Below are 20650 nucleotides of genomic sequence, written 5' to 3'. Positions count from 1 at the left end.
AGATATGGCACAATATTTTAATAAATTGCAAACTCAATTTGAAAATGTTTTATTTGAGCAAGATGAAGGCAAGATGATTGTAAATCTTGGTCCGCAACATCCAAGTGCACATGGACAATTGCGGCTGATTTTGGAACTTGATGGAGAAATGGTCAAAAAAGCTTATCCTGACATTGGCTATCTACATAGAGGGATTGAGAAACTAGCAGAAAATATGATTTATAATGAGTTTATGCCAACAACAGATAGAATGGATTATACGGCAGCAAGTAGCAATAATCATGCTTTTGCCTATGGTGTAGAAACTCTTTTGGGTGTAGAAGTGCCAAGACGAGCCAAGGTTATACGCACTATTCTTTTAGAGCTTAATCGCATTATTTCCCATTTTCTTTTTATGGCTACACATGCTCTTGATGTCGGGGCGATGAGTGTGTTTTTATATGCTTTTAAGGGCAGAGAATACGTGCTTGATATGATAGAAGATTATTGTGGAGCAAGATTAACGCATAATTCTATTCGCATAGGTGGCGTACCACTTGATATTCCGCATAACTGGTTTGAGAATATAGAATCTTGCTTGGATGAAGTTATAAAGACGGTCAATCTTATAAAAGGGCTTTTAGATAAGAATAGAATCTGGCGTATGCGTTTAGAAGGTGTTGGAAAAATTAGTAAAGAGATGGCACAAGACTATGGGCTTAGCGGTGTAATGCTTCGTGGATCTGGTATCCCTTATGATATTAGAAAAGAAGAGCCATATGAGATCTATGATGAGTTAGATTTTAGTGTGCCCTATACAGATAGTGGTGATTGCTATGGTCGTTATGTGCTTTATACTGAAGAGGTATTTCAGTCATGCTCCATTATTAGACAAGCAATGAAACTTTACAAAGATACAAACACAAGCCTTATGGCACATGCTCCACAATATATTTCTGCACCAAAAGAAGATATTATGACGCAAAATTATTCTTTAATGCAGCATTTTGTACTTGTAACACAAGGTATGCGTCCACCAAAAGGTGAAGTGTATGCACCTACAGAATCTCCAAAAGGTGAATTAGGTTTTTTTATTAGCTCTTTAGGAAATCCTTATCCACACAGAGTAAAAATCAAGGCCCCAAGCTTTTATCACCTGCAGGTATTGGAGGCGGTTTTGCCCGGACACTACTTAGCTGATGTTATTACGATTATAGGAAATAGCAATATTATTTTGGGCGAGATTGATAGATAGGATTTGGGGGAAATATGAAAAGATTTGATTTGCGACATTTAAAAAATGATTTTTACGACAAGATGGGAGAATTGATTGAGACGCAATTAGATAGTGGTGAAATAGCTATTTTTTTATTCGAAAAAGGTGAACATGAAAATGTTGCAAAGAGTGCTAACTATGTAAAGGAAAGAGGGCATACACTTATGAATTCTTTGCAATTTAACCATGTTGATTGGACAATAGTTATAAGAAAGGCTTGATGTTTGAAAATAATGAATATTACAAGCGATGATGTGCAGTAGAAGGGTTGCGTAATGGTAAAGAAGACAAATCCAAACATTCCATACAGCTTAAATGATTTTCCAAAGGTTTTACCACAGGTAAAGTTTTTTACTAAGGAATCTATTGAAACCAAACAAAAAGAGATCAAGGCATTTGTGGGGTGGGATGGTATAGTTATTTTTGATTCTCGTTTAGATATTTTGCAAACATTAAAAATCTATGCAAAACAATACCAAAATTACGCACAGTCATGTGGGCGATGCACACCTGGTAAGTATGGTGGTAAGGTGCTCTATGAGCTTTTAGAAAAGCTACAAAATCACAATTATGCAAGTGATTGTGAGGCATTAAGTGATATTGAAAAATTACAAGAAGTGTGTGAGCTTATGAAGGCTACTTCAAAGTGCGAAGTCGGTAAAACTACCCCCAATCCTATTCTCCAAATTCTCAAGGAAAAACCAGAAGTATTTGCAAGATCCTTACCTCTATCAAGGCAGAGTTGCAATAACACAATATTAGAGCAGGAAGCACAGATGTTAAGTGAGCTTACCAAGCAACTCAAGCAAAGCACAAAGAAGCTACAAGAAGCAAGGGAATTTGTCGATAAAGTGCAACAAGATATTGCAAATGGAGTGACTTCTTCTTCCCTAATTCATGATGCCATGCAGAGGATAGAAAACATAAAAGCTACACAAGCAAAAGAAGATCTGCGACATGTAATAACAGAATCTGCAAAAAAAATAGCACGAGAAACTACACAATCAAATCTTGCTTGGGCGAATACAAAACATGATATGCACAATACAAAATATCTTGATTCTAGCAATAATTGTAATGAGCATGAAGAGCAGGGTGTAAACAAGAAAAATACAGATTCTAAGAATGTAGATAGTAGTGTTGCAGGATTTGCAAAAACTGCTGAAGATATAATGCAAAACAAAGACAAAAAAGAGCTAAAAAGTCATACACTAATGCCTGTGGATTACAATATTACTCGGGATAATACGACTAGTAATAGCTTTGAGACCCTAGAACGATATAAAAGTGCAGTAACAACAAGAATTAGTAATGTGGAATATATATCAAAAATCACTGCACCATGTACTGATGAATGTCCATCGCGTGTAGATATTCCAGCCTATATTGAAGGTGTGAAGGATATACGCTATCTTGATTCCTTAAGCAATACTCGTGGCAGTATGCCCTTGGCACAAGTTTGTGGACGAGTGTGTCCGCATCCATGTGAGAGTGCGTGTCGTAGAGCGATTTTAGATTCTCCAATCAGTATTATGGAGTTGAAGCGGATTGGTGCAAATGCAGAGTTCAATAAAAAGCAAACAAGTAAATGGCAGGGCTATTCTCATCCAAATAATATAGAATCAACAGATGTTTTTGCTAATCAATCTGTTGGTATTATTGGTGCTGGTCCTGCTGGGCTTAGCAGTGCATATTATTTGGCGTTGCGAGGTATTAAAGTGGATGTATATGAAGCCTTACCTGTTTTGGGTGGTGAGGTGGCTGTTGGCGTGCCAAATTATCGTATGCCAATTGATGCATATAATCACGATATAGAATCTTTAAAAGCCTTAGGTGTTACCTTTCATACGAATTTTTTAGTTGATTCTCATAATATTGTCGCTTTAGAATCTAAACATAATGCTTTAGTTATAGCTGTGGGGACTAGGGCAAGTAAAAAGCTTGGTTGTAAGAATGAGAACGTTGATTTAGATGGCTATCTACCAGCTATTAAGTTTATGGATTCTGTAAATCTTGCACAAAAGTTCAATATAGGTGAATTGCCCAATTTGACAGGTAAAAAAGTCGTATGTGTTGGAGGTGGTTTTACCTCTATGGATGTTGTGAGATGTTGCATACGTTTGGGTGCTAGCAGTGTGATTATGCTTTATCGCAGAGATGAGGCAACTATCATTAAAAATACTTCAAAAGAAGAGTATCATGAAGCGTGTGAAGAAGGCGTTGTCTTTCATTTTTTAAGTGCAGTAGATGAGATCATACAAGAGGATTCTGCAATTAAAGCATTAAAAATAAATCGTTATGAGTTGGTAAAAAGTGATACAGATCCAAAAGGTGAATTAAAGTTAATTGAAGATGGTGGCGTTATATTAGAGTGTGATATTTTAATTCCAGCAGTTAGCCAAGAGATGGATTTCCCACTAGATTCTAGCTTTGGTGTAGAAGTGAGTAAATGGAAGACAATTGCTGTGGATAATGCGAGTTTCTCAACAACAAAAAAAGGAATCTTTGCTGCAGGAGATTGCGTTAGCGGTCCTTTAACTATAGTAAATGCTGTAGGACAGGGCAGAAGAGTTGCTAGCGTTGTGGCAAATTATTTGCAAACAGGTGAGGTTGCTATTAATGATGATGAGAGAATGGAGGATTTATTAAGGCAAATTGGTGTGTTTGATAAAAATAGAGAGATTAAGGGGTTTTTATCAGGCAATGAACGTGCTATAAGTGATAAATTACAGCCAGAATATAGGGCAAAAAATTTTGAAGAAGTGAATTTGGGCTTTGATAATGAGACAGCAATTGCAGAAGCACAACGATGTATGCGATGTTATTATATTAGCATGTGTGTTGTTGGTTGTGATGACATTGAGACTAAAGTCATAGATTCTGATAATACAAGCACAATGTGTCTTAGTAAGGAGTTGGATAAAAAAGCTTTGCAAAAGGAGACCACATGACACAAGCAGATATTGCTATAAAACATGAAGAATCTAAGGCAGAGACAAAAGATTTACTTATCCAGGTATTTATTGATGATAAAGAGTGCTATGCAAGGGTGGGAGAGAGTTTATTGAGCGTCGCAAGAAATCATAATATTAATATTCCTACACTTTGCGATCTTAAGAAGCTAACACCAACGGGTGCATGTCGGATGTGTGTTGTAGAAGAGGATAATGGAAATATAGTTGCAAGCTGCAAAAGCTTTGTTACAAAGCCAATTAGAATCTATACGCAAACAGAAAAGCTGCAAAAATTTCGCAATCAAATCATGAGTTTTTTATGTATTAACCACCCTTTAGAGTGTGGCGTGTGTGATAAAAGCGGGGAGTGTGAATTGCAAGATAAAGTATTAGAATCTAAAGTTGCAATTCAACCATTTTTTGCAGTTCAAAAGCAAAATGATTATGTGCATTTTCATAATAAAGTTTATAATGAAGCCTTATGTATTATGTGTGAGCGATGTGCTAGGACTTGTAATGAATATGTGGGTAATAGCGTGTTGTCTGTGCTTGCAGGTGGCTTTCATTCTAAAATTGGTGTAGATTTTAATGCTTATTGTGAAGATTGTGATGAATGTGTGAGTGTATGTCCTACTGGAGCTATGTTTTCTACTCGTTTTACTTATACAAGTAATGCTTGGGAGTTGGAAAAAAACGAATCACATTGCATTCATTGTAGCTTACGCTGCCCACTTCATTATGAAGTGAAACATAATATAGATTCTAAAAAAGAAATATATCGTATTAAAAATGAGGCACATGCGATGCAATTGTGTCATGCAGGTAGGCACAATTTCTTACGTCAGAATTTAGGAATGTTACAGGGAGATTGTGCGACAAAAGGCTTTGCTATAAGTGAGGTTTTATCTCATATAAACGCCTTGCGTTTGGGGACAAATATAACAAATGAGGAAGCCTATCTTGCTGCTCTTTTGGCACAAAAAGCAAATATAAAGATTTATTGCGATGAGGCATTGCATTACAAAGAGTTTAGCTCTATTTGTAATCATTACGTTGGGGTAGGGAGTGCTAATAGCTTAAAAGATTTGCAGCATAATGGAGTTGTGATTATTTTAGGTAGCTATTTGTATGATGAAATGCCTATATTACGTAGTGATTTATCAAAACTAGCACTAAAGAAAGGTGTTAAAAATATTTGGATAAGTTCTATTGCTGAAGAAAGATTCCAAAGTGATCTAGCAATTACTTATGAGGTTTCAAGTGAGCTTGCTATTAGTGCTTTGCTTTTAAGTCTTTTTGTCAAGCAAATACAAGATAAAATAAATACATTAGAATCTAATCCCTCTTTACACCACAACACAAAGATTTTGGCTTTATTAAAAAGCACTTTAGCATGGATACAGGAGCAAGATTTAGCTTATCTTATGGCAGAAAGCAATGTAAGTGAGAGTGAAATAGCCCTTTTAGATGCTATGTGTAACTACAATAAATCTCTAGAATCTAAAGCTACACAAACACCTCATATAAAAATCTTGGTGGGACAGGATTTTTATCTTTCTAAACATTATAGGCTTATTGCACAAATTCTCTCTGTCATTGCCCTTTGCAAGAATGATTGCTCCATTATCCCACTTTGCTATGACAACATTCATGCAATTAGTTTGTTATGCGATTTAACCCCAGATGATGGTAGCTATTGTGATGTGCTTGGTATTCGTGCGAATGCAGATTTTAGTATCACTCCTGTGCCTTTTCTCCCCTTTGTAGCAGATTCTAAAAATATGCAGAAGAGTATCCCTATAGTGCCATTGCAGTTTATGGAAGGAAGTGTTATTGATATATATGGGAATCTCGTAAAGCTTTATCCAAGCTTTAGGGATAATGATATTTATAGTAGTGCACAAGATTGTATATGCGATGATTTGCTTGATATATGTGGGACATATTTAGAGCTTGATTGTGAATACATAGTAGAGCTTACAAGTGAGATTCCGTTTGTAAAAGAATTTATGTGTCAAAGAGGATTGCAAGATTTTGATTCTTTAGAATCTAAAATGCGTTTAGATCCTCTAGCGTTGCAACTTGGCTTAGATTTAAATATAGAGTTGTTTGAATATTGTCCAGAAATCATATTAGGCGAAGGAAGTGGTATCTTTATTTACAAAGCAGCTCTTAGTGGCAATTTAAGCTTTTATCGCAATGAATATAAGAGTGAGAATCTCATATATAATGACAAAGAGTTACATGGAATCTTAAAGGTTTCAAAACAATTTTGCATTGCTACGAAGTTGCAGGATAATGAGATTATAAGTTTGCAAGTAGGTAGTGTAGTTCTTAGTGTTAGGGTTATGCAGACTTCATTTATGAAAGGTATGGTTGCTGTGCTTGCAAGTGATTGTGTGATAGATTCTATAAAGTATTTTGATTATAAAGTTTTAAAGGCATAGTATGAATATTACAATTGAAGGACAAGTGCTTCAGGCAAACGATGGCGATACAATCCTTGATGTTGCAAGACGCAATAATATACAAATTCCTACCATTTGTTTTCTAAGTGGTTGTAGTCCAACTTTGGCATGTAAAATGTGTATGGTAGAAGTTAATGGCAAAAGAGTGTATAGCTGTAATGCAAAAGTAAAAGATGGTATGGATGTGGTAGTCCATAATGAAGAATTGCAAAAAGATAGAAATGAGATTATGACTACTTATTGCGTGAATCACCCTTTAGAATGTGGGGTATGCGATAAAAGCGGGGAATGTGAATTGCAGGATTTTACACTATATACACAAGTTGATGTTCAGCAGTTTGGTTTGCAAGAGGCTGATAAGAAACCATATAGTTTTGCACAAAGTTTTTATAATCCTGCGTTGTGTATTATGTGTGAAAGATGCGTTACTACTTGTAAAGATAATATAGGAGAGGCAAACCTAAAGGTAGGTAAGGCAAACCTTTTTACGCCAGATCACCATAAGGATTCTATGGGCAAAGATCCATATTCTGTATGGGCAAAAAGACAAAAAGGTTTGATTGAATTTGTGGGTAAAAATGAATGCAAGGATTGCGGAGAGTGCATTGCTGTATGCCCTGTTGGGGCTATGACCTATAAAGATTTTACTTACACAAGTAATGCATGGGAGCTAGAGAAAGTGCATTCTACATGCACACATTGTGCGGGTGGTTGTGAGCTTATCTATAATGTAAAACATTTGGATGTTAAAGGCGATTTGCAAAAAGTCTATCGTGTGCAAAATGATTTTCTTTATAATCCTATTTGTGGGGCGGGGCGATTTGCCTTTGATATGGTGTCTACTGGATCTCGTAATACAACTGCACTGCTTCAAGCATTTCAAAGGGCTGATTCGATATATATAGGTAGCGATGTGAGCAATGAAGAAGCATTGATTGCAGATTACATAGCTAAAAAGTTAAATATCCCACTGATAAATCATGAGGCATATTGTCTGCAGCATTTTGGAAATCACTTTTTACAAGCAAGAAAGCTTTATGAAGCACAATTTAGTGCAGATAAGGCAAGAAGTGATGTTTATCAATTTTTTGCTACTTTTGAGGATTTTAAAACAAGTCCAAGCTTTATATCACTGCATACCTATTTTAAAAATGACTCGCCTATTGTGCGTTATAGGCTAAATAATAACCTAAAGATGCAAAAGAACTCGCAGGTCATAAGCATAAGTTTATTTAAAGATACGCTTTTAGAATCTCTTGGAAAAAATATTACGCAAATACAAGGCGATAGTGCAAATGTTTCGCTTATGGGATTGCTTGGTTTAGTGTTTGCAAATGATTTAATTGATGATTTTGAAGAGTGTTTTCCAAATAGTTTAAGTGCATTTATGAAACGTGAAGATCAAAAGATTGAGGGGTTTTATATCCAAAAAGAATGTGATGAAACAAAGGATTCTACAACAAAAGATTCCAACCAAGATGTAACACCTCATGTTACACAAGAAGCAGCTTTACAAGATGCAGGAGTGAGCGATAAGGAAGAAGTAGGTAATACAGATAGTATAGAAACACAAAGCAAAGTTGACAATCTAAGTCCTTATGATACAAGTATAATTGCAAACGCATTAGATATTGCTGATTTAAGCAGTTTAAAATTAGCTAAAAAAGATGGAATCTTAATGATTTCACAATATGTTTTTGATGAGTTTTTAGAACATGATTTCACAAGCAGTGATGGCTATGGATTGCAATCACACTTTACAGATAAAAATCCACCAACAATAGAAAATGCTGTGGCAACAGCAATCATGGAAGGCATTACAGAATCTGTGCGGCATGATATTATGGATCAAGGGGTAAAACTTCAGATTCTAGCACATCTTGTTGCATTTGTGTGTGATAGGTTAAATCTAGCTCTTTTGTATATCCCAAAAGGCACAAATACTTTAGGTGTTGCAAATCTTTGTGATCTTACTCCAAATGATAATATAGAATCTCGATATAGCATAGGTATCCGCACAAAAGGAAGTTTTGTAATAGATTCTAACCTTTCTACTATAAAGCCACATTTTCCATTGCCAACACTTGCACAAAGTGAGGGTAGTGTGACCAATATGGAAAATCGAGTGTTACCATTAATTCCAAGTGTGCCATATTTGGATTCGTGCTTAGAACCAGCACTAGATTTAAGTGATATTGCAAAAGAGTTAGAAGCTCTGCCAGATGAGCTATCATCGTTAGAATATTTAGGCGATTTTACAGAATATTTATTTATGAATAATGCTATGTATAAACGTATTTTACATAAAGACTTAAAGGCTACTTTTGAGAGAGATGGCAGGGATAATCGCGGTTATATGTTGCTTTTAGATAAAAAAGAGATACAAAATAGCTTGGAAGTGAAGTTTTCATTATGTCCCCGTGAGATTATAGGTTATAATGCTTTACTGCTTGAAACACAGAATCAATTCAATAATACAACACGCTCAAGCAACAATTTGCAATCAAAAAGTGGTGTATATGCGAGTAAGGCATATATGCAAGAGCATGGTTTTGGCGAAGGAGATTCTATATATCTTATACAAGATGATATACGCATTGAAAGTGAGATTTATTGCGATCATGAAGTAGATACCATGCTTTTACTTGTTTCGCCCATGATAGAAAATGTGAGAGCATTGTTTCAAGGGTATTTTAGTGCATCACTAGAAATCATAAAGGTTAGTGAAATGGATAAAGAATGTGAAAGGAATAGGGCATGAGTGTGTTTATTATCGAAACTATTATAAAGGTATTGGTTGTTCTGCTTGTGTTTTCATTTTTGGGTGGATTTGCCACTTATATTGAAAGAAAGATTCTAGGATTTTTTCAACGGAGACTAGGACCTGTTTATGTGGGACCATTTGGATTGTTGCAGTTTGGTGCTGATGCGATCAAGCTTTTTACTAAAGAAGATATTATCCCTAAGGGTGCAAATAAGCTTATCTTTACGTTAGCCCCTGTTGTAGCCTTAGTAAGTGCGATGACTTCCATGGTTGCCATTCCATTTTTTCCTGACTTTGAGATTTTTGGTTATAAGGTAACACCCATTATTTCAGATATTAATGTTGGATTACTCTTTTTTATCTCTGTTGGCGCAGTTGGAATCTATGCGCCGCTTTTAGCAGGGCTTAGCAGCGGAAATAAATGGAGTTTGATTGGTGGAGCTAGGGCATGCATTCAGGTTTTAAGTTTTGAGATTGTAAGTGGACTTGCGATTTTGGCACCTATTATGTTGGTGGGCTCACTTTCACTTGTTGATATGAACTCGTATCAGGATGGTGGTGTGCTTGACTGGCTGATATGGAAGCAGCCTTTAGCATTTTTACTTTTCTTAATTGCAAGCTATGCGGAGTTAAATAGAACACCATTTGATTTACTCGAGCATGAGGCAGAAATTATTGCAGGGTATTGCACGGAATATAGTGGTTTAAAATGGGGAATGTTTTTTATCGCTGAATACGCACATATGTTTGCGTTTGGCTTTGTTGTGAGTTTAATCTTTTTGGGTGGTTTTAACCCAATTGGCTTTATACCTGGTGGAATTGCGATTATTTTAAAAGTATGCTTTTTTATCTTTTTATTTATGTGGGTAAGAGCTACTCTGCCGCATGTTCGCCCAGATCAATTGATGAATACTTGTTGGAAAGTGCTTGTGCCTTTAGCCTTGGCTAATGTGCTTATTACAGGCATTGTGTTACTATAAGGAGATTGCATGCATACAGCACATACAGAAATAAAAGCAGAAACACAAGAAAAAAATGACTACTATTTTGTGAGTATGGAGAAAATGCCAGAAAGTGGCTTTGAGAGTTTTAAAAGAAGCGTGAAGTTAAGTTTAGGAACAGATATTATCAAGGGTTTAGGTTTAACAATAAAAGAGTTTTTTAGTAAGCCTGTAACGATTAATTATCCCTTTGAAACACAACCTTTGAGTCCACGTTATCGTGCCGTACATAACTTACAAAGAATGTTGGAATCAGGGAGTGAGCGTTGTATTGGCTGTGGTTTGTGTGAAAAAATATGCACAAGCAATTGTATTAGAATTTTAACACATGAGGGTGATGATGGTCGTAAGAAAATTGATTCTTATACGATTAATTTAGGACGTTGTATCTATTGTGGCTTGTGTGCTGAGGTGTGTCCAGAGCTTGCCATTGTTATGGGAAATCGTTTTGAAAATGCAAGTGAGCAAAGAGCACATTTTGGTCTAAAAGAAGATTTCTTAAAAGATCTAGAAGAAGCAAAAACTCATCATCAGCTCGAGTTTGCAGGGTTTGGTTCTGTGCGTCCTAGTGCAGATCAAGAAGTAAAGCAAACACCGCTAGATTACTAAGGAGTAGGTATGTTTGAGGCTATCGCATTTTATGTATTTGGTGCATTGTGTTTGTGTGCATTTTTGATTGTTGTTATGACAAATAATATTTTGTATGCACTTACCGCACTTGCTTTTGGCATGATTCTTGTATCTGGCTTATTCTTTTTGTTGAATGCTGATTTCTTAGGGGTGGTGCAGATTATTGTATATACGGGTGCCGTTGTTGTTATGTATGCCTTTGGTATGATGTTATTTGATGTGAGCAAGGAAGTGAAAGAGAAGTTTCAAAATCAGTTTATAGTGTGGTTGCTTGTAAGTATTTTTGCTATTGCACTCTTAATTGTTGTTGGTAATACTCAAACAGCAATCCCATATCCAAATGACAATAGCACGAATGCATTAGCGCATTTGCTCTTTAAGGGTTATATTGTTTGCTTTGAAGCAGCAGCGATTATGCTTTTAATGGCAATGATAGCAGGTATTGGTGTGGGTTCTCATAAACCTGAATTTACACATGAGGATTTATTGGAAACAAAAGAGAATGACGTGCATGATACATCAATACAACACAATCAATTATCAAAAAAGGAGGCACGATGATTACACTAAATCATTATCTTGTTTTTAGTGCCATTATGTTTTGTATAGGACTTTATGGAATCTTAAGACGGAAAAATATCTTACTTTTACTCTTTGCAACTGAAATCATGCTGAATGCTATCAATGTAGCATTTGTTGCTATCGGTTATTATAGAGGTGATTTGCATGGGCAGATTATAGCATTATTTATTATTGCATTAGCAGCAGCTGAAGTTGCGATTGGATTAGGCTTGGTGCTTATGCTCTATAAAAAGTATAAAACGCTTGATATTGATAAGCTTAGTAATATGAGGGGGTAGATATGCTTTTTACAACTATTATGCAATATCAAGAAGAAATGCTAATCGCATTAATATTGCTTCCACTTATATCTGCCATTGTAGCTGGACTTAGTGCGACACTTAAGCCATCTATGATGCTTGGTTATATTTGTTCGCTTTGCATTAGTGTGAGTTTTGTTCTTGCCCTTTTGTTATTTTACTTCTTAATGAATGGTGGCGAGAGTTTTCATGTTGTACTGTGGGATTTTATCCAAACAGGTCAATTTCAAGTAACCTTTTCTCTAATGTTTGATCGTATTAATGTGGTTATGATTCTAGTTGTTACATTGGTTTCAAGCATGGTGCATTTTTATTCCATCGGCTATATGGCACACGATAAGGGATTTAATCGCTTTTTTGCATATTTGGGTGGATTTGTGTTTTCCATGCTATTGCTTGTTGGTGGCGATAACCTTATGGTGCTTTTTATTGGTTGGGAGGGTGTTGGGACATGTTCTTACCTACTCATTGGTTTTTGGTATCAGAAGAAGAGTGCAAATTCAGCTTCTATGGAAGCCTTCGTGATGAATAGGATAGCTGATTTAGGTATGTTGCTTGGAATCTTTCTTGTGTATACGAGTTTAGGTTCGCTCTCTTATGATGATATCTTTAGACAGCTTATAACCAATCCACCCTCAGATTCTGTGCTTACATGGACAGCCTTACTACTTTTTATTGGTGCTATGGGGAAATCCGCACAATTCCCTTTGCATACATGGCTTGCAAATGCTATGGAAGGTCCTACTCCGGTTTCTGCACTCATTCATGCTGCTACGATGGTAACTGCAGGTGTGTATTTAGTGATCAGATTGGCTCCACTTTATAATAGTGTCCCACAAGTTGCCTACTTTATTGCTTGCCTTGGGGCATTTGTAGCGGTTTTTGCTTCACTTATGGCTATTGTTAATAAAGATTTAAAGAGAATTATTGCATATTCCACACTCTCACAACTTGGATATATGTTTGTAGCCGCTGGGCTTGGTGCTTACACAATAGCTCTTTTTCATCTTTTTACGCATGCATTTTTTAAATCACTCTTATTTCTAGGTGCTGGTAATGTTATGCATGCAATGAATGATAAGCTTGATATTACTAAAATGGGAGCTTTGGCTAAGCCATTAAGAATAAGTATGATTTTTATGCTTATTGGCTCCATTGCTCTTTGTGGTATCCCACCTCTTTCTGGTTATTTTTCAAAAGATAAGATCTTAGAAGTTGCATTTGCAAAATCTAATTATGAGTTATGGGCTGTGCTGCTTGTTGGTGCTATTTGTACGGCTTTTTATAGTTTTAGACTCTTTACTTTGGTGTTTCTGGCACCAAAAAATCATGATGAACATCCACATGAAGCAAGTAGAGTTATGCTCTATGCAATGAGCCCTTTAGCATTCCTAGCGGTTATTGCTGGATTATTTTATACTCAATTTGATACTTTTTTGTCATCTGCACTTACATCAGTAGACATACATGTGGATAATATTTTTATGCTTATCTCACTCACATTGGGACTTGTTGTACTTTCTATTGTGAGTGCGTATTTTATGTATAGAAATGGTTACAAAGAGGGCAAGAAAAACATATTGCATAAGATTTTAGAGAATGAATATTACATTCCATACTTATATAGAATCTTTATTATAAAACCTTTTGGCTTTATATCAGATTTCTTGTATCATATCGTTGATATGGGGATTCTAGATAAGATTGTTGATGGGATTGCAAAATGTTTTGTTCTCTGTAGTTATGTATTACGGCCATTGCGGAATGGGAATTTAAGTAGTATGTTGCGGCTAATGAGTGCAGGTGTTGCGATTTTGCTATGTGTAACGTTAGCCTATTTTATAATGAATTAAGCAAGGAGTAAAAGTGGAATATTTATTGAGCTTAATTATTGGTTGTCCCCTTGTTGCGTGCTTATTTATATTTATGTTTGATGATAGTGGGGCGAAGCGATTTGGGCGTATTATCTCTTTTATTGAGCTTGGGCTGGTTATTACATTGTGGGTTGGCTATTCATCTGATACAGCAGATACTCAATTTTTTACGAAGATTTTTTTGATCCCAGCACTTGGTATTGATTATATTGTATTTGTTGATGGAATCTCTTTGTTTTTGGTTGTCTTGACTGCTTTTATTATTTTTCTTGCTACTATTTATTTACAAAGAAGAGATGATGCAAAGCCTTTTGTTGTGTGCTTACTTTCATTGGAAGCAATCCTCATGGCGTTATTTGTTTCGCAAAATGTATTAATGTTTTATACATGTTGGGAGCTTGCATTATTACCTATCATTTATATCGTTGGTGTTTGGGGTAGTGGGCAAAAAATCTATATTGGATTGAAATTCTTTGTTTATACTTTTGCATCTAGTCTTATGATGTTGCTTGCAATTCTTTATATAGGTTATTTATGTTATGAACAACTTGGATATTGGAGCTTTGATTTAGGTGTTTGGTTGAGTGGGGCTTTACAGATTCCGCTGGAAACACAGATTTGGTTATTTTTAGGCTTTTTTGTATCTATTGCTGTGAAGATACCTATTATTCCTCTACATACATGGTTACCTCATATTTATAGTGAAGCACCAGCACTTGGCAGCGTTATGCTTTCAGCATTGCTCTCGAAAATGGGGACGTATGCACTTCTGCGTTTTGTGTTGCCATTATTTCCTGATGCAAGTGTGCACTTCATGCCAATTGTGAGTGTTTTGGCAGTTATTATGGTGGTATATGCAGGTATTATTGCCTTCAAGCAAAAAGATATAAAAAAGGTAATTGCCTATAGCTCGATTTCACATATGGGTATTGTTGTGCTTGGAATCTTTGCATTCAACAATGAGGGTATTAGTGGTGCGATTTTCATGATGATAGCACATGGTGTTACAAGTGGGGGGCTTTTTATGTTAGCAGGTATGCTGTATTATCGCACAATGACTCGACATATCGATGATTTTGGTGGGATTGCACACACTATGCCTCACTATGCAACTTTCTTTGCACTTGTCATGTTGTCAAATGTTGGATTACCACTTACCATTGGTTTTATAGGAGAGTTTTTATCACTTTATGGATATTTCCAAACTTCACCTATTGTGACTGCTATTGCTGGGACGACGCTTATCATTGCAGCAAGTTATATGCTCTATCTCTTTAAGAACATATTTTATGGCACATTGAGACAAACACATATCACACAAACATTAAAAGATTTGGGCTTTAAGGAATTGTGTGTACTTAGCCCCATTGCATTTGTAATTGTATGGCTTGGTGTTTTTCCAAATACGCTTTTAAATCCCATGCAGGTTTCTGTGCAACAACTTGTTGGCACTATTTATACATTAGCACAGGAAAAAGAGACAAAAGAGCATATCGCTAAGGTTAATAATGGCTTGGTCATAGAGAGAGCATTTATTGATAATACGATATCACAAAGTCTTGAGGAATTGCCATCGCGTATGCAAACAAGAGACAATGCACATTCTAACAGCTTAGCATCTAAAAGTATAAATAGCCAAAATAATAGTGCAAATGGAGAGGAGTAAATATGAATACACCAGATTTTTACACTTACTTATATATGTATATGCCTTCTGTCATTTTGGTGCTAGGGGCTATTGTTGTGCTGTTTAGTAATGTGTTTGCAAGCCAATTTTCACGCAATACAAGTTTATCGTTATGTATGATTTTTATTGTAGCAGCTTTATTTTTCTGTCTTAGTGTTGGACATATAGAAAATGTTTCAGAAATTACTTTGAGTGCAGAATATATTATCCTTATTGCTTCTTTTTGGCTTATATTACTTACTTTCTCAAAATATAAGTTTGTTGAGTTCCAAACACCCGAGTTTTATCCACTTTATCTATTTTCCATATCAGGTTTTATGCTTATGGTGCACGGTAATGACCTAGTATTAGTATTGCTTGGATTGGAGATTGGTAGCCTACCATTAGCCGCACTTTTAGCGTTTAATCGCAGGATTTATGGCATTGAGGGGGGTATAAAGTATTTTGTTTCAAGTGCACTTGCGAGTATATTTTTTATACTTGGAATCATGCTCTTTTATCTATATTTTGGCGACTTCTCATTGCAAAGAAATGAGATCGAGTATAAGAATGTCTTATTATATGGACATGTGTTAGATATTTTATTATTGCTTTTTAGTATGCTTTTTATGCTTGCTGGGCTTGGCTTCAAAGTGTCACTAGTCCCATGGCATAGCTGGATGCCCGATGTTTATGAGGCGAGTAATCCTGTGTTGGCAGGTTATGTTTCAATTGTGCCAAAGATTGCTGGTTTTGCACTTTTTGCTATACTTTTTCTGCCGCTTTTACAAGGAAACAACACATCGCACAATTATATTGAAGAGCTTATGAGGATTCTTTTACTTATTACCATTACCTTGCCAAATATCATGGCATTGGTGCAAAGAGATGTGAAAAGAATGCTTGCATTTAGTTCTATTTCGCATTCTGGTTTTGCTTTAGCTTGTATTTACCTTAACACATTTAATACTTTGATACTGTATTGGGTGTTATTTTTGATAAGCAATTTGGGTGCTTTTGCAATGTTGTGGATGGCAAAGCCACGCAATACTCAAGCTCGTTATGATTATGACTTGCAAAGATTTTATGGTTTTGGAAAAAAGCATCCAATAATGGCGCTGAGCATGTCTTTATTTATGCTTTCACTTGCTGGGATACCACCATTTTCCATTTTCTGGGGCAAGATTTTTATTGTCACGAATGCTTTTCAACAGGATGAAATATTACTTGCATTTATAATGATGTTAAACAGTGCGATTGCTGTGTGTTATTATCTTAAACTTATTGTTGCGATGTATTTTAAGCAAGGTAGTAATGAGGATTTTTATGAAGACAATAGTACCACACCAATTCGCTTTGTCGCATTTTTGTGTGCTGTTCTTTGTATTTTTTCAATCCTTGTTGTATCATATTTGTTTCAATATGTTCCTATGCTTGGGGTATAGGGGATACCTATCTAGATTCCATAGGACTTATGGAAGCATTAGGTAGATAGGTTGTGTAATATGCGAAAAATAAAAAGAGATTTTTAAAATGTTATTTTCAACAAAAAAATGCTAGAATCCTAAAATCATTTTCTTTCAAGGAATTTAATGCGAACACATTATAACACGGCGTTAAGTATAGATGATATTGATAAAGAGGTTACCCTATGTGGTTGGTGCAATAGCTATCGTGATCATGGTGGTGTTGTCTTTATCGATTTGCGTGATAAGAGTGGACTTATACAGCTTGTGGCAGATCCAAGTAGTAAGGCACATGCAGTAGCTTCGAGTGTGCGTGATGAATATGTATTATTGGCAAAAGGTAAAGTAAGAGCTAGAGGCGAAGGTTTAGTGAATCCAAAGCTAAAAACGGGTGCAATAGAAGTGGTATTAGATACGCTCGTTATTGAAAATAAAGCACAAACAACGCCAATTATTATAGGTGATGAAAGTGTAAATGAAGAGTTGAGATTGAAGTATCGCTATCTTGATCTGCGTAGTCAAAAGAGCCTTGATATTTTTAAATTGCGTGCTAAGATTGCAAGTGTTACACGTAACTTTTTAGAATCGAATGGTTTTTTAGAGGTTGAAACACCTATACTCACAAAGGCAACTCCAGAGGGTGCAAGAGACTATCTTGTGCCAAGTCGTGTGCATGATGGTTCTTTTTATGCGTTACCGCAAAGTCCGCAGCTTTTTAAACAATTGCTTATGATGAGTGGCTTTGAAAGATATTACCAAATAGCAAAGTGTTTTAGAGATGAGGATTTACGTGCTGATAGGCAACCAGAATTCAGCCAAATTGATGTTGAGATGAGTTTTTGTGAAGAAAAAGATGTAATGCAGATTGCAGAGGATTTAATCCTTGAAATTTTTAAAGCATGTGGGAAGAACATTTCTTATAAAATTCCACATTTAGATTATATTGATGCGATGGAGACCTATGGTAGTGATAAACCTGATTTGCGCTTTGATTTGCCTTTGGTTGAAGTTGCTGATTTGTTTGTAGATTCAAATAATGATATGTTTAGAGAGATAGCCCTTGATACAAAAGCTAATCGCATAAAAGCTTTGTGTGTGGCTGATGGAGATTCCAAGTTTAGTCGCAAAAACCTTACTGATTTAGAAAAATTTGTGCGTAGTTTTGGTGCAAAGGGATTAGCATATATTCAAGTGAAAGAAGAGTGTAAAAACTTTGATAAAGAAGGTATTGAAGAGAGTTTAAAGGGACCACTCATTAAATTTCTCACAGAAGATTCTATAAAAACCCTGATACAAAGAGTTGGTGCAAAAAAGGGCGATATTATATTCTTTGGTGCAGGTGAGAAGCAAGTGGTTTGGGATTATATGGGGCGATTGAGGCTTGAAGTTGCAGGACAGCTCAATCTTATTTGTGCGGATAAATTGAGTTTTGTGTGGGTTGTGAATTTCCCTATGTTTGAAAGAACAGATGAGGGTGTTAAAGCTCTTCACCATCCATTCACAATGCCAAAAAATATAGATGAAGAGGACGTGGAATCTATACAATCAATTGCCTATGATATAGTGTTAAATGGTGTGGAACTAGGTGGTGGTAGCATAAGAATTCATAAAAGCGAAATACAAAGTAAAATTTTTGATTTACTGCAAATTAGTAGAGAAGAGGCACAAGAAAAATTTGGCTTCTTGCTTGAAGCATTGCAGTATGGTGCACCACCACATGGTGGTTTTGCAATAGGCTTTGATCGACTTGTCATGCTTTTAAGTGGTGCGACAAGCATACGAGAGGTGATTGCCTTTCCAAAAACACAAAAAGCAAGTTGTCTCTTAATGGAGGCACCAAGCAGTGTTGCGGTGTCACAATTAAATGAGCTGCATATCAAAGTTCAACATTAAAAAAGGAGAAGTCTATGAAAAAATTGTTTTTAATTATTGGTGCACCGGGTAGTGGTAAAACAACAGATGCACAAAAAATTGCGGAATCTAATTCCAAGATTGCACATTATTCTACAGGTGATTTGCTACGTGCGGAAGTGGCAAGTGGTAGTGAGCAAGGCAAACTTATCGAGAGCTTTACATCAGCTGGGAATCTTGTCCCACTTGATATTGTTGTGCAAACAATTGTTGGTGCAATCAATAACTCACCAAAAGATATTATTTTGATTGATGGTTACCCTCGCAGTGTTGAGCAAATGCTTGAGCTTGATAAGGTTTTAGAGCAAGATTCTAATGTGCAGCTTGTAAATGTGATTGAAGTGCAGGTGAGTGAAGAGGTGGCAAAAGACAGAGTGCTTGGTCGTGCACGGGGTGCTGATGATAATGCTGAAGTGTTTAAAAATCGTATGCGTGTATATTTGGAGCCATTGAAAGAGATTCAGGAATTTTACACAAATAATGGTATCTTGCATGTTATTAATGGAGAAAGAACGATTGATGTAATCGTTGATGATATGCGTGCATTTATAGAATCTAGAATTTAGATTCTATTTTAAAGGAAAGAAATACACTTGAGATTCTAGATAAGTGTTATTTGTATGGTTTATAATACATAATTTCATAATCCCCATTTGTATTCTTAAAATCTAGAATCTACAAGCTTCAATGCCTTTTTACAAAGTGATGAGAGCGGTTTAGCGTCTAACTCTTGAGGTAGGAAAAAATGTAATTTTTTGTATTGCATATGCCTTAAAATATCTAGATATTCATAATCTAGCCAATATACATTGGCGGTGATGGCGTATTTTGTATAGTGATGCTTAAAGCTCCCACACTTTGTATAACATTTTTCGTGATGTGCAATTTCTTCTAGTTTAAAGCTTGGGAGATTGTATAGACCTTGATATAAGCTATTTTTGCCTTCTTTCTCATCTGTGTATACAAAGGCAATTTCACCTTTTTTATTCATATATACAGCAAGATGCAGTATAAGCGTGGTGAGGTGAGAACTTTTTGGTGTTGGGTAGAGGGCAGGGTTTGTTTTCCCATTGCAGAAATTGTGCACAGGACAGATATGACAAGATGGAGATTTTGGTGTACAAATCATCGCGCCTAAGTCAAGTAAGGCTTGATTATAATCAAAGCTATGTTTGCTATCTAAAAGGAGTAATGCAAGTTTATCTAAGAGTGCTTGGCTAGGCTCACGTAATGCAAAGATTCTGCATAGAACTCGCTTGATATTTCCATCTACAAAGCTTACACTCTCCCCAAAGCCAAAGCATAAAATTGCTCCTGAAGTATATGCTCCAATACCTGGTAGTTGCAATAACTCTTTGCGTGTGCGTGGCAGAGCAGCATTGTATTTATCACAACAGATTATGGCACTTTTTTGCATATTTCTCGCACGTGTGTAATAGCCTAATCCTTCCCAGCATTTCAATATAGAATCTAGTGGAGCTTGTGCAAGGGCTTTGAGTGTAGGGAAAGTATGTAAAAATGGTGTGAAATATTTTTCTTGCACTCTTTTAACCTGTGTTTGTTGCAGCATGATTTCACTCACATATACACCATAGGGCGCATTTTCTCCTTTTAGATTTCTCCATGGAAGAGAGATTCTGCCTTCTTTAGCATACCATTTTAGGAGTTGTTGTTGGTAGTGTGTGGCAATATATTTTGCTTGTTGTGTTACATCCATGCTTACTCCTTTTTTGATTGTGATTTTACATCATGTATGATAAACCCATTTTTTATTTAACCT

The 20650-nt window shown here is 35.9% G+C and carries 14 protein-coding genes and 1 pseudogene; 14 read left to right on the top strand and 1 reads right to left on the bottom strand.

The genetic code is table 11. The features are described 5' to 3' along the window. Nucleotides 1-4 precede the first annotated feature (4 nt). The 14 genes and pseudogenes from nuoD (at nucleotide 5) to LS81_RS08155 (ending at nucleotide 19436) form a co-directional block, all read left to right on the top strand. Complete coding sequence (gene nuoD, locus LS81_RS08220) at nucleotides 5-1234, top strand: NADH dehydrogenase (quinone) subunit D (protein WP_034345846.1); 1230 nt, start codon at nucleotides 5-7, stop codon at nucleotides 1232-1234. A 14-nt stretch (nucleotides 1235-1248) separates the two neighbouring features. Next, nucleotides 1249-1476 carry an NADH-ubiquinone oxidoreductase subunit E family protein gene (locus tag LS81_RS08215; protein WP_034319652.1) on the top strand — a complete coding sequence of 76 codons (228 nt, stop codon included), beginning with the start codon at nucleotides 1249-1251 and terminating at the stop codon, nucleotides 1474-1476. A gap of 54 nt (nucleotides 1477-1530) precedes the next feature. After that, entirely contained in the window at nucleotides 1531-4206 is a 2676-nt protein-coding gene (locus tag LS81_RS08210; protein ID WP_081955910.1) for an FAD-dependent oxidoreductase, read from the top strand. Then, the gene (locus LS81_RS08205; RefSeq protein ID WP_034345849.1) at nucleotides 4203-6656 is read left to right on the top strand and encodes a 2Fe-2S iron-sulfur cluster-binding protein; all 2454 of its coding nucleotides are present in this window, start codon (nucleotides 4203-4205) and stop codon (nucleotides 6654-6656) included. Before LS81_RS08210 ends, LS81_RS08205 begins: the two co-directional genes overlap by 4 nt. Before the next feature lies 1 nt (nucleotide 6657). Next, nucleotides 6658-9438 carry a 2Fe-2S iron-sulfur cluster-binding protein gene (locus LS81_RS08200; RefSeq protein ID WP_034345852.1) on the top strand — a complete coding sequence of 927 codons (2781 nt, stop codon included), beginning with the start codon at nucleotides 6658-6660 and terminating at the stop codon, nucleotides 9436-9438. Continuing rightward, the gene (gene nuoH, locus LS81_RS08195; RefSeq protein ID WP_034345854.1) at nucleotides 9435-10421 is read left to right on the top strand and encodes an NADH-quinone oxidoreductase subunit NuoH; all 987 of its coding nucleotides are present in this window, start codon (nucleotides 9435-9437) and stop codon (nucleotides 10419-10421) included. Before LS81_RS08200 ends, nuoH begins: the two co-directional genes overlap by 4 nt. Nucleotides 10422-10430: 9 nt before the next feature. Then, a pseudogene (gene nuoI / locus LS81_RS08190) lies at nucleotides 10431-11048 on the top strand (NADH-quinone oxidoreductase subunit NuoI); the annotation flags it as partial. 12 nt (nucleotides 11049-11060) lie between these two features. Then, complete coding sequence (locus LS81_RS08185; protein WP_034345857.1) at nucleotides 11061-11633, top strand: NADH-quinone oxidoreductase subunit J; 573 nt, start codon at nucleotides 11061-11063, stop codon at nucleotides 11631-11633. After that, entirely contained in the window at nucleotides 11630-11932 is a 303-nt protein-coding gene (gene nuoK / locus LS81_RS08180; RefSeq protein ID WP_034319669.1) for an NADH-quinone oxidoreductase subunit NuoK, read from the top strand. The genes LS81_RS08185 and nuoK overlap by 4 nt, the downstream gene beginning before the upstream one ends. 20 nt (nucleotides 11933-11952) lie before the next feature. Continuing rightward, nucleotides 11953-13806, top strand: a complete 1854-nt coding sequence (nuoL, locus tag LS81_RS08175) for an NADH-quinone oxidoreductase subunit L (protein WP_034347124.1) — start codon at nucleotides 11953-11955, stop codon at nucleotides 13804-13806. 13 nt (nucleotides 13807-13819) lie between these two features. Then, entirely contained in the window at nucleotides 13820-15493 is a 1674-nt protein-coding gene (locus tag LS81_RS08170; protein WP_034345860.1) for a complex I subunit 4 family protein, read from the top strand. Between the two features lie 2 nt (nucleotides 15494-15495). Continuing rightward, nucleotides 15496-16938, top strand: coding sequence for an NADH-quinone oxidoreductase subunit N (locus LS81_RS08165; protein ID WP_034345861.1), 1443 nt, complete (start codon nucleotides 15496-15498; stop codon nucleotides 16936-16938). 147 nt (nucleotides 16939-17085) lie between these two features. Continuing rightward, nucleotides 17086-18852, top strand: a complete 1767-nt coding sequence (gene aspS / locus LS81_RS08160; protein ID WP_034345864.1) for an aspartate--tRNA ligase — start codon at nucleotides 17086-17088, stop codon at nucleotides 18850-18852. Between the two features lie 14 nt (nucleotides 18853-18866). Next, nucleotides 18867-19436, top strand: coding sequence for an adenylate kinase (locus LS81_RS08155; protein WP_034345867.1), 570 nt, complete (start codon nucleotides 18867-18869; stop codon nucleotides 19434-19436). A gap of 95 nt (nucleotides 19437-19531) precedes the next feature. Here LS81_RS08155 and mutY read toward each other — a convergent pair whose 3' ends face one another. Then, nucleotides 19532-20587 (bottom strand): A/G-specific adenine glycosylase, encoded by a 1056-nt coding sequence (gene mutY, locus LS81_RS08150; RefSeq protein ID WP_052096515.1) that lies wholly within the window; start codon nucleotides 20585-20587, stop codon nucleotides 19532-19534. Between the last annotated feature and the right edge of the window lie 63 nt (nucleotides 20588-20650).

Origin of the sequence: Helicobacter trogontum, assembly GCF_000765905.2 — a bacterium.
Classification (GTDB): Bacteria; Campylobacterota; Campylobacteria; order Campylobacterales; family Helicobacteraceae; genus Helicobacter_A; species Helicobacter_A trogontum.
The sequence above is the reverse complement of the archived record's forward strand: the minus strand, read 5'-3'. Positions and strand labels throughout refer to the sequence as shown.

Coding starts and splice junctions, on each gene's coding strand:
- LS81_RS08200 (WP_034345852.1), top strand. CDS start 6,658: ATGAATATTACAATTGAAGGACAAGTGCTTCAGGCAAACGATGGCGAT.
- LS81_RS08205 (WP_034345849.1), top strand. CDS start 4,203: ATGACACAAGCAGATATTGCTATAAAACATGAAGAATCTAAGGCAGAG.
- nuoD (WP_034345846.1), top strand. CDS start 5: ATGGCACAATATTTTAATAAATTGCAAACTCAATTTGAAAATGTTTTA.
- mutY (WP_052096515.1), bottom strand. CDS start 20,587: ATGGATGTAACACAACAAGCAAAATATATTGCCACACACTACCAACAA.
- LS81_RS08215 (WP_034319652.1), top strand. CDS start 1,249: ATGAAAAGATTTGATTTGCGACATTTAAAAAATGATTTTTACGACAAG.
- aspS (WP_034345864.1), top strand. CDS start 17,086: ATGCGAACACATTATAACACGGCGTTAAGTATAGATGATATTGATAAA.
- LS81_RS08165 (WP_034345861.1), top strand. CDS start 15,496: ATGAATACACCAGATTTTTACACTTACTTATATATGTATATGCCTTCT.
- LS81_RS08185 (WP_034345857.1), top strand. CDS start 11,061: ATGTTTGAGGCTATCGCATTTTATGTATTTGGTGCATTGTGTTTGTGT.
- LS81_RS08210 (WP_081955910.1), top strand. CDS start 1,531: ATGGTAAAGAAGACAAATCCAAACATTCCATACAGCTTAAATGATTTT.
- LS81_RS08155 (WP_034345867.1), top strand. CDS start 18,867: ATGAAAAAATTGTTTTTAATTATTGGTGCACCGGGTAGTGGTAAAACA.
- nuoK (WP_034319669.1), top strand. CDS start 11,630: ATGATTACACTAAATCATTATCTTGTTTTTAGTGCCATTATGTTTTGT.
- nuoL (WP_034347124.1), top strand. CDS start 11,953: ATGCAATATCAAGAAGAAATGCTAATCGCATTAATATTGCTTCCACTT.
- nuoH (WP_034345854.1), top strand. CDS start 9,435: ATGAGTGTGTTTATTATCGAAACTATTATAAAGGTATTGGTTGTTCTG.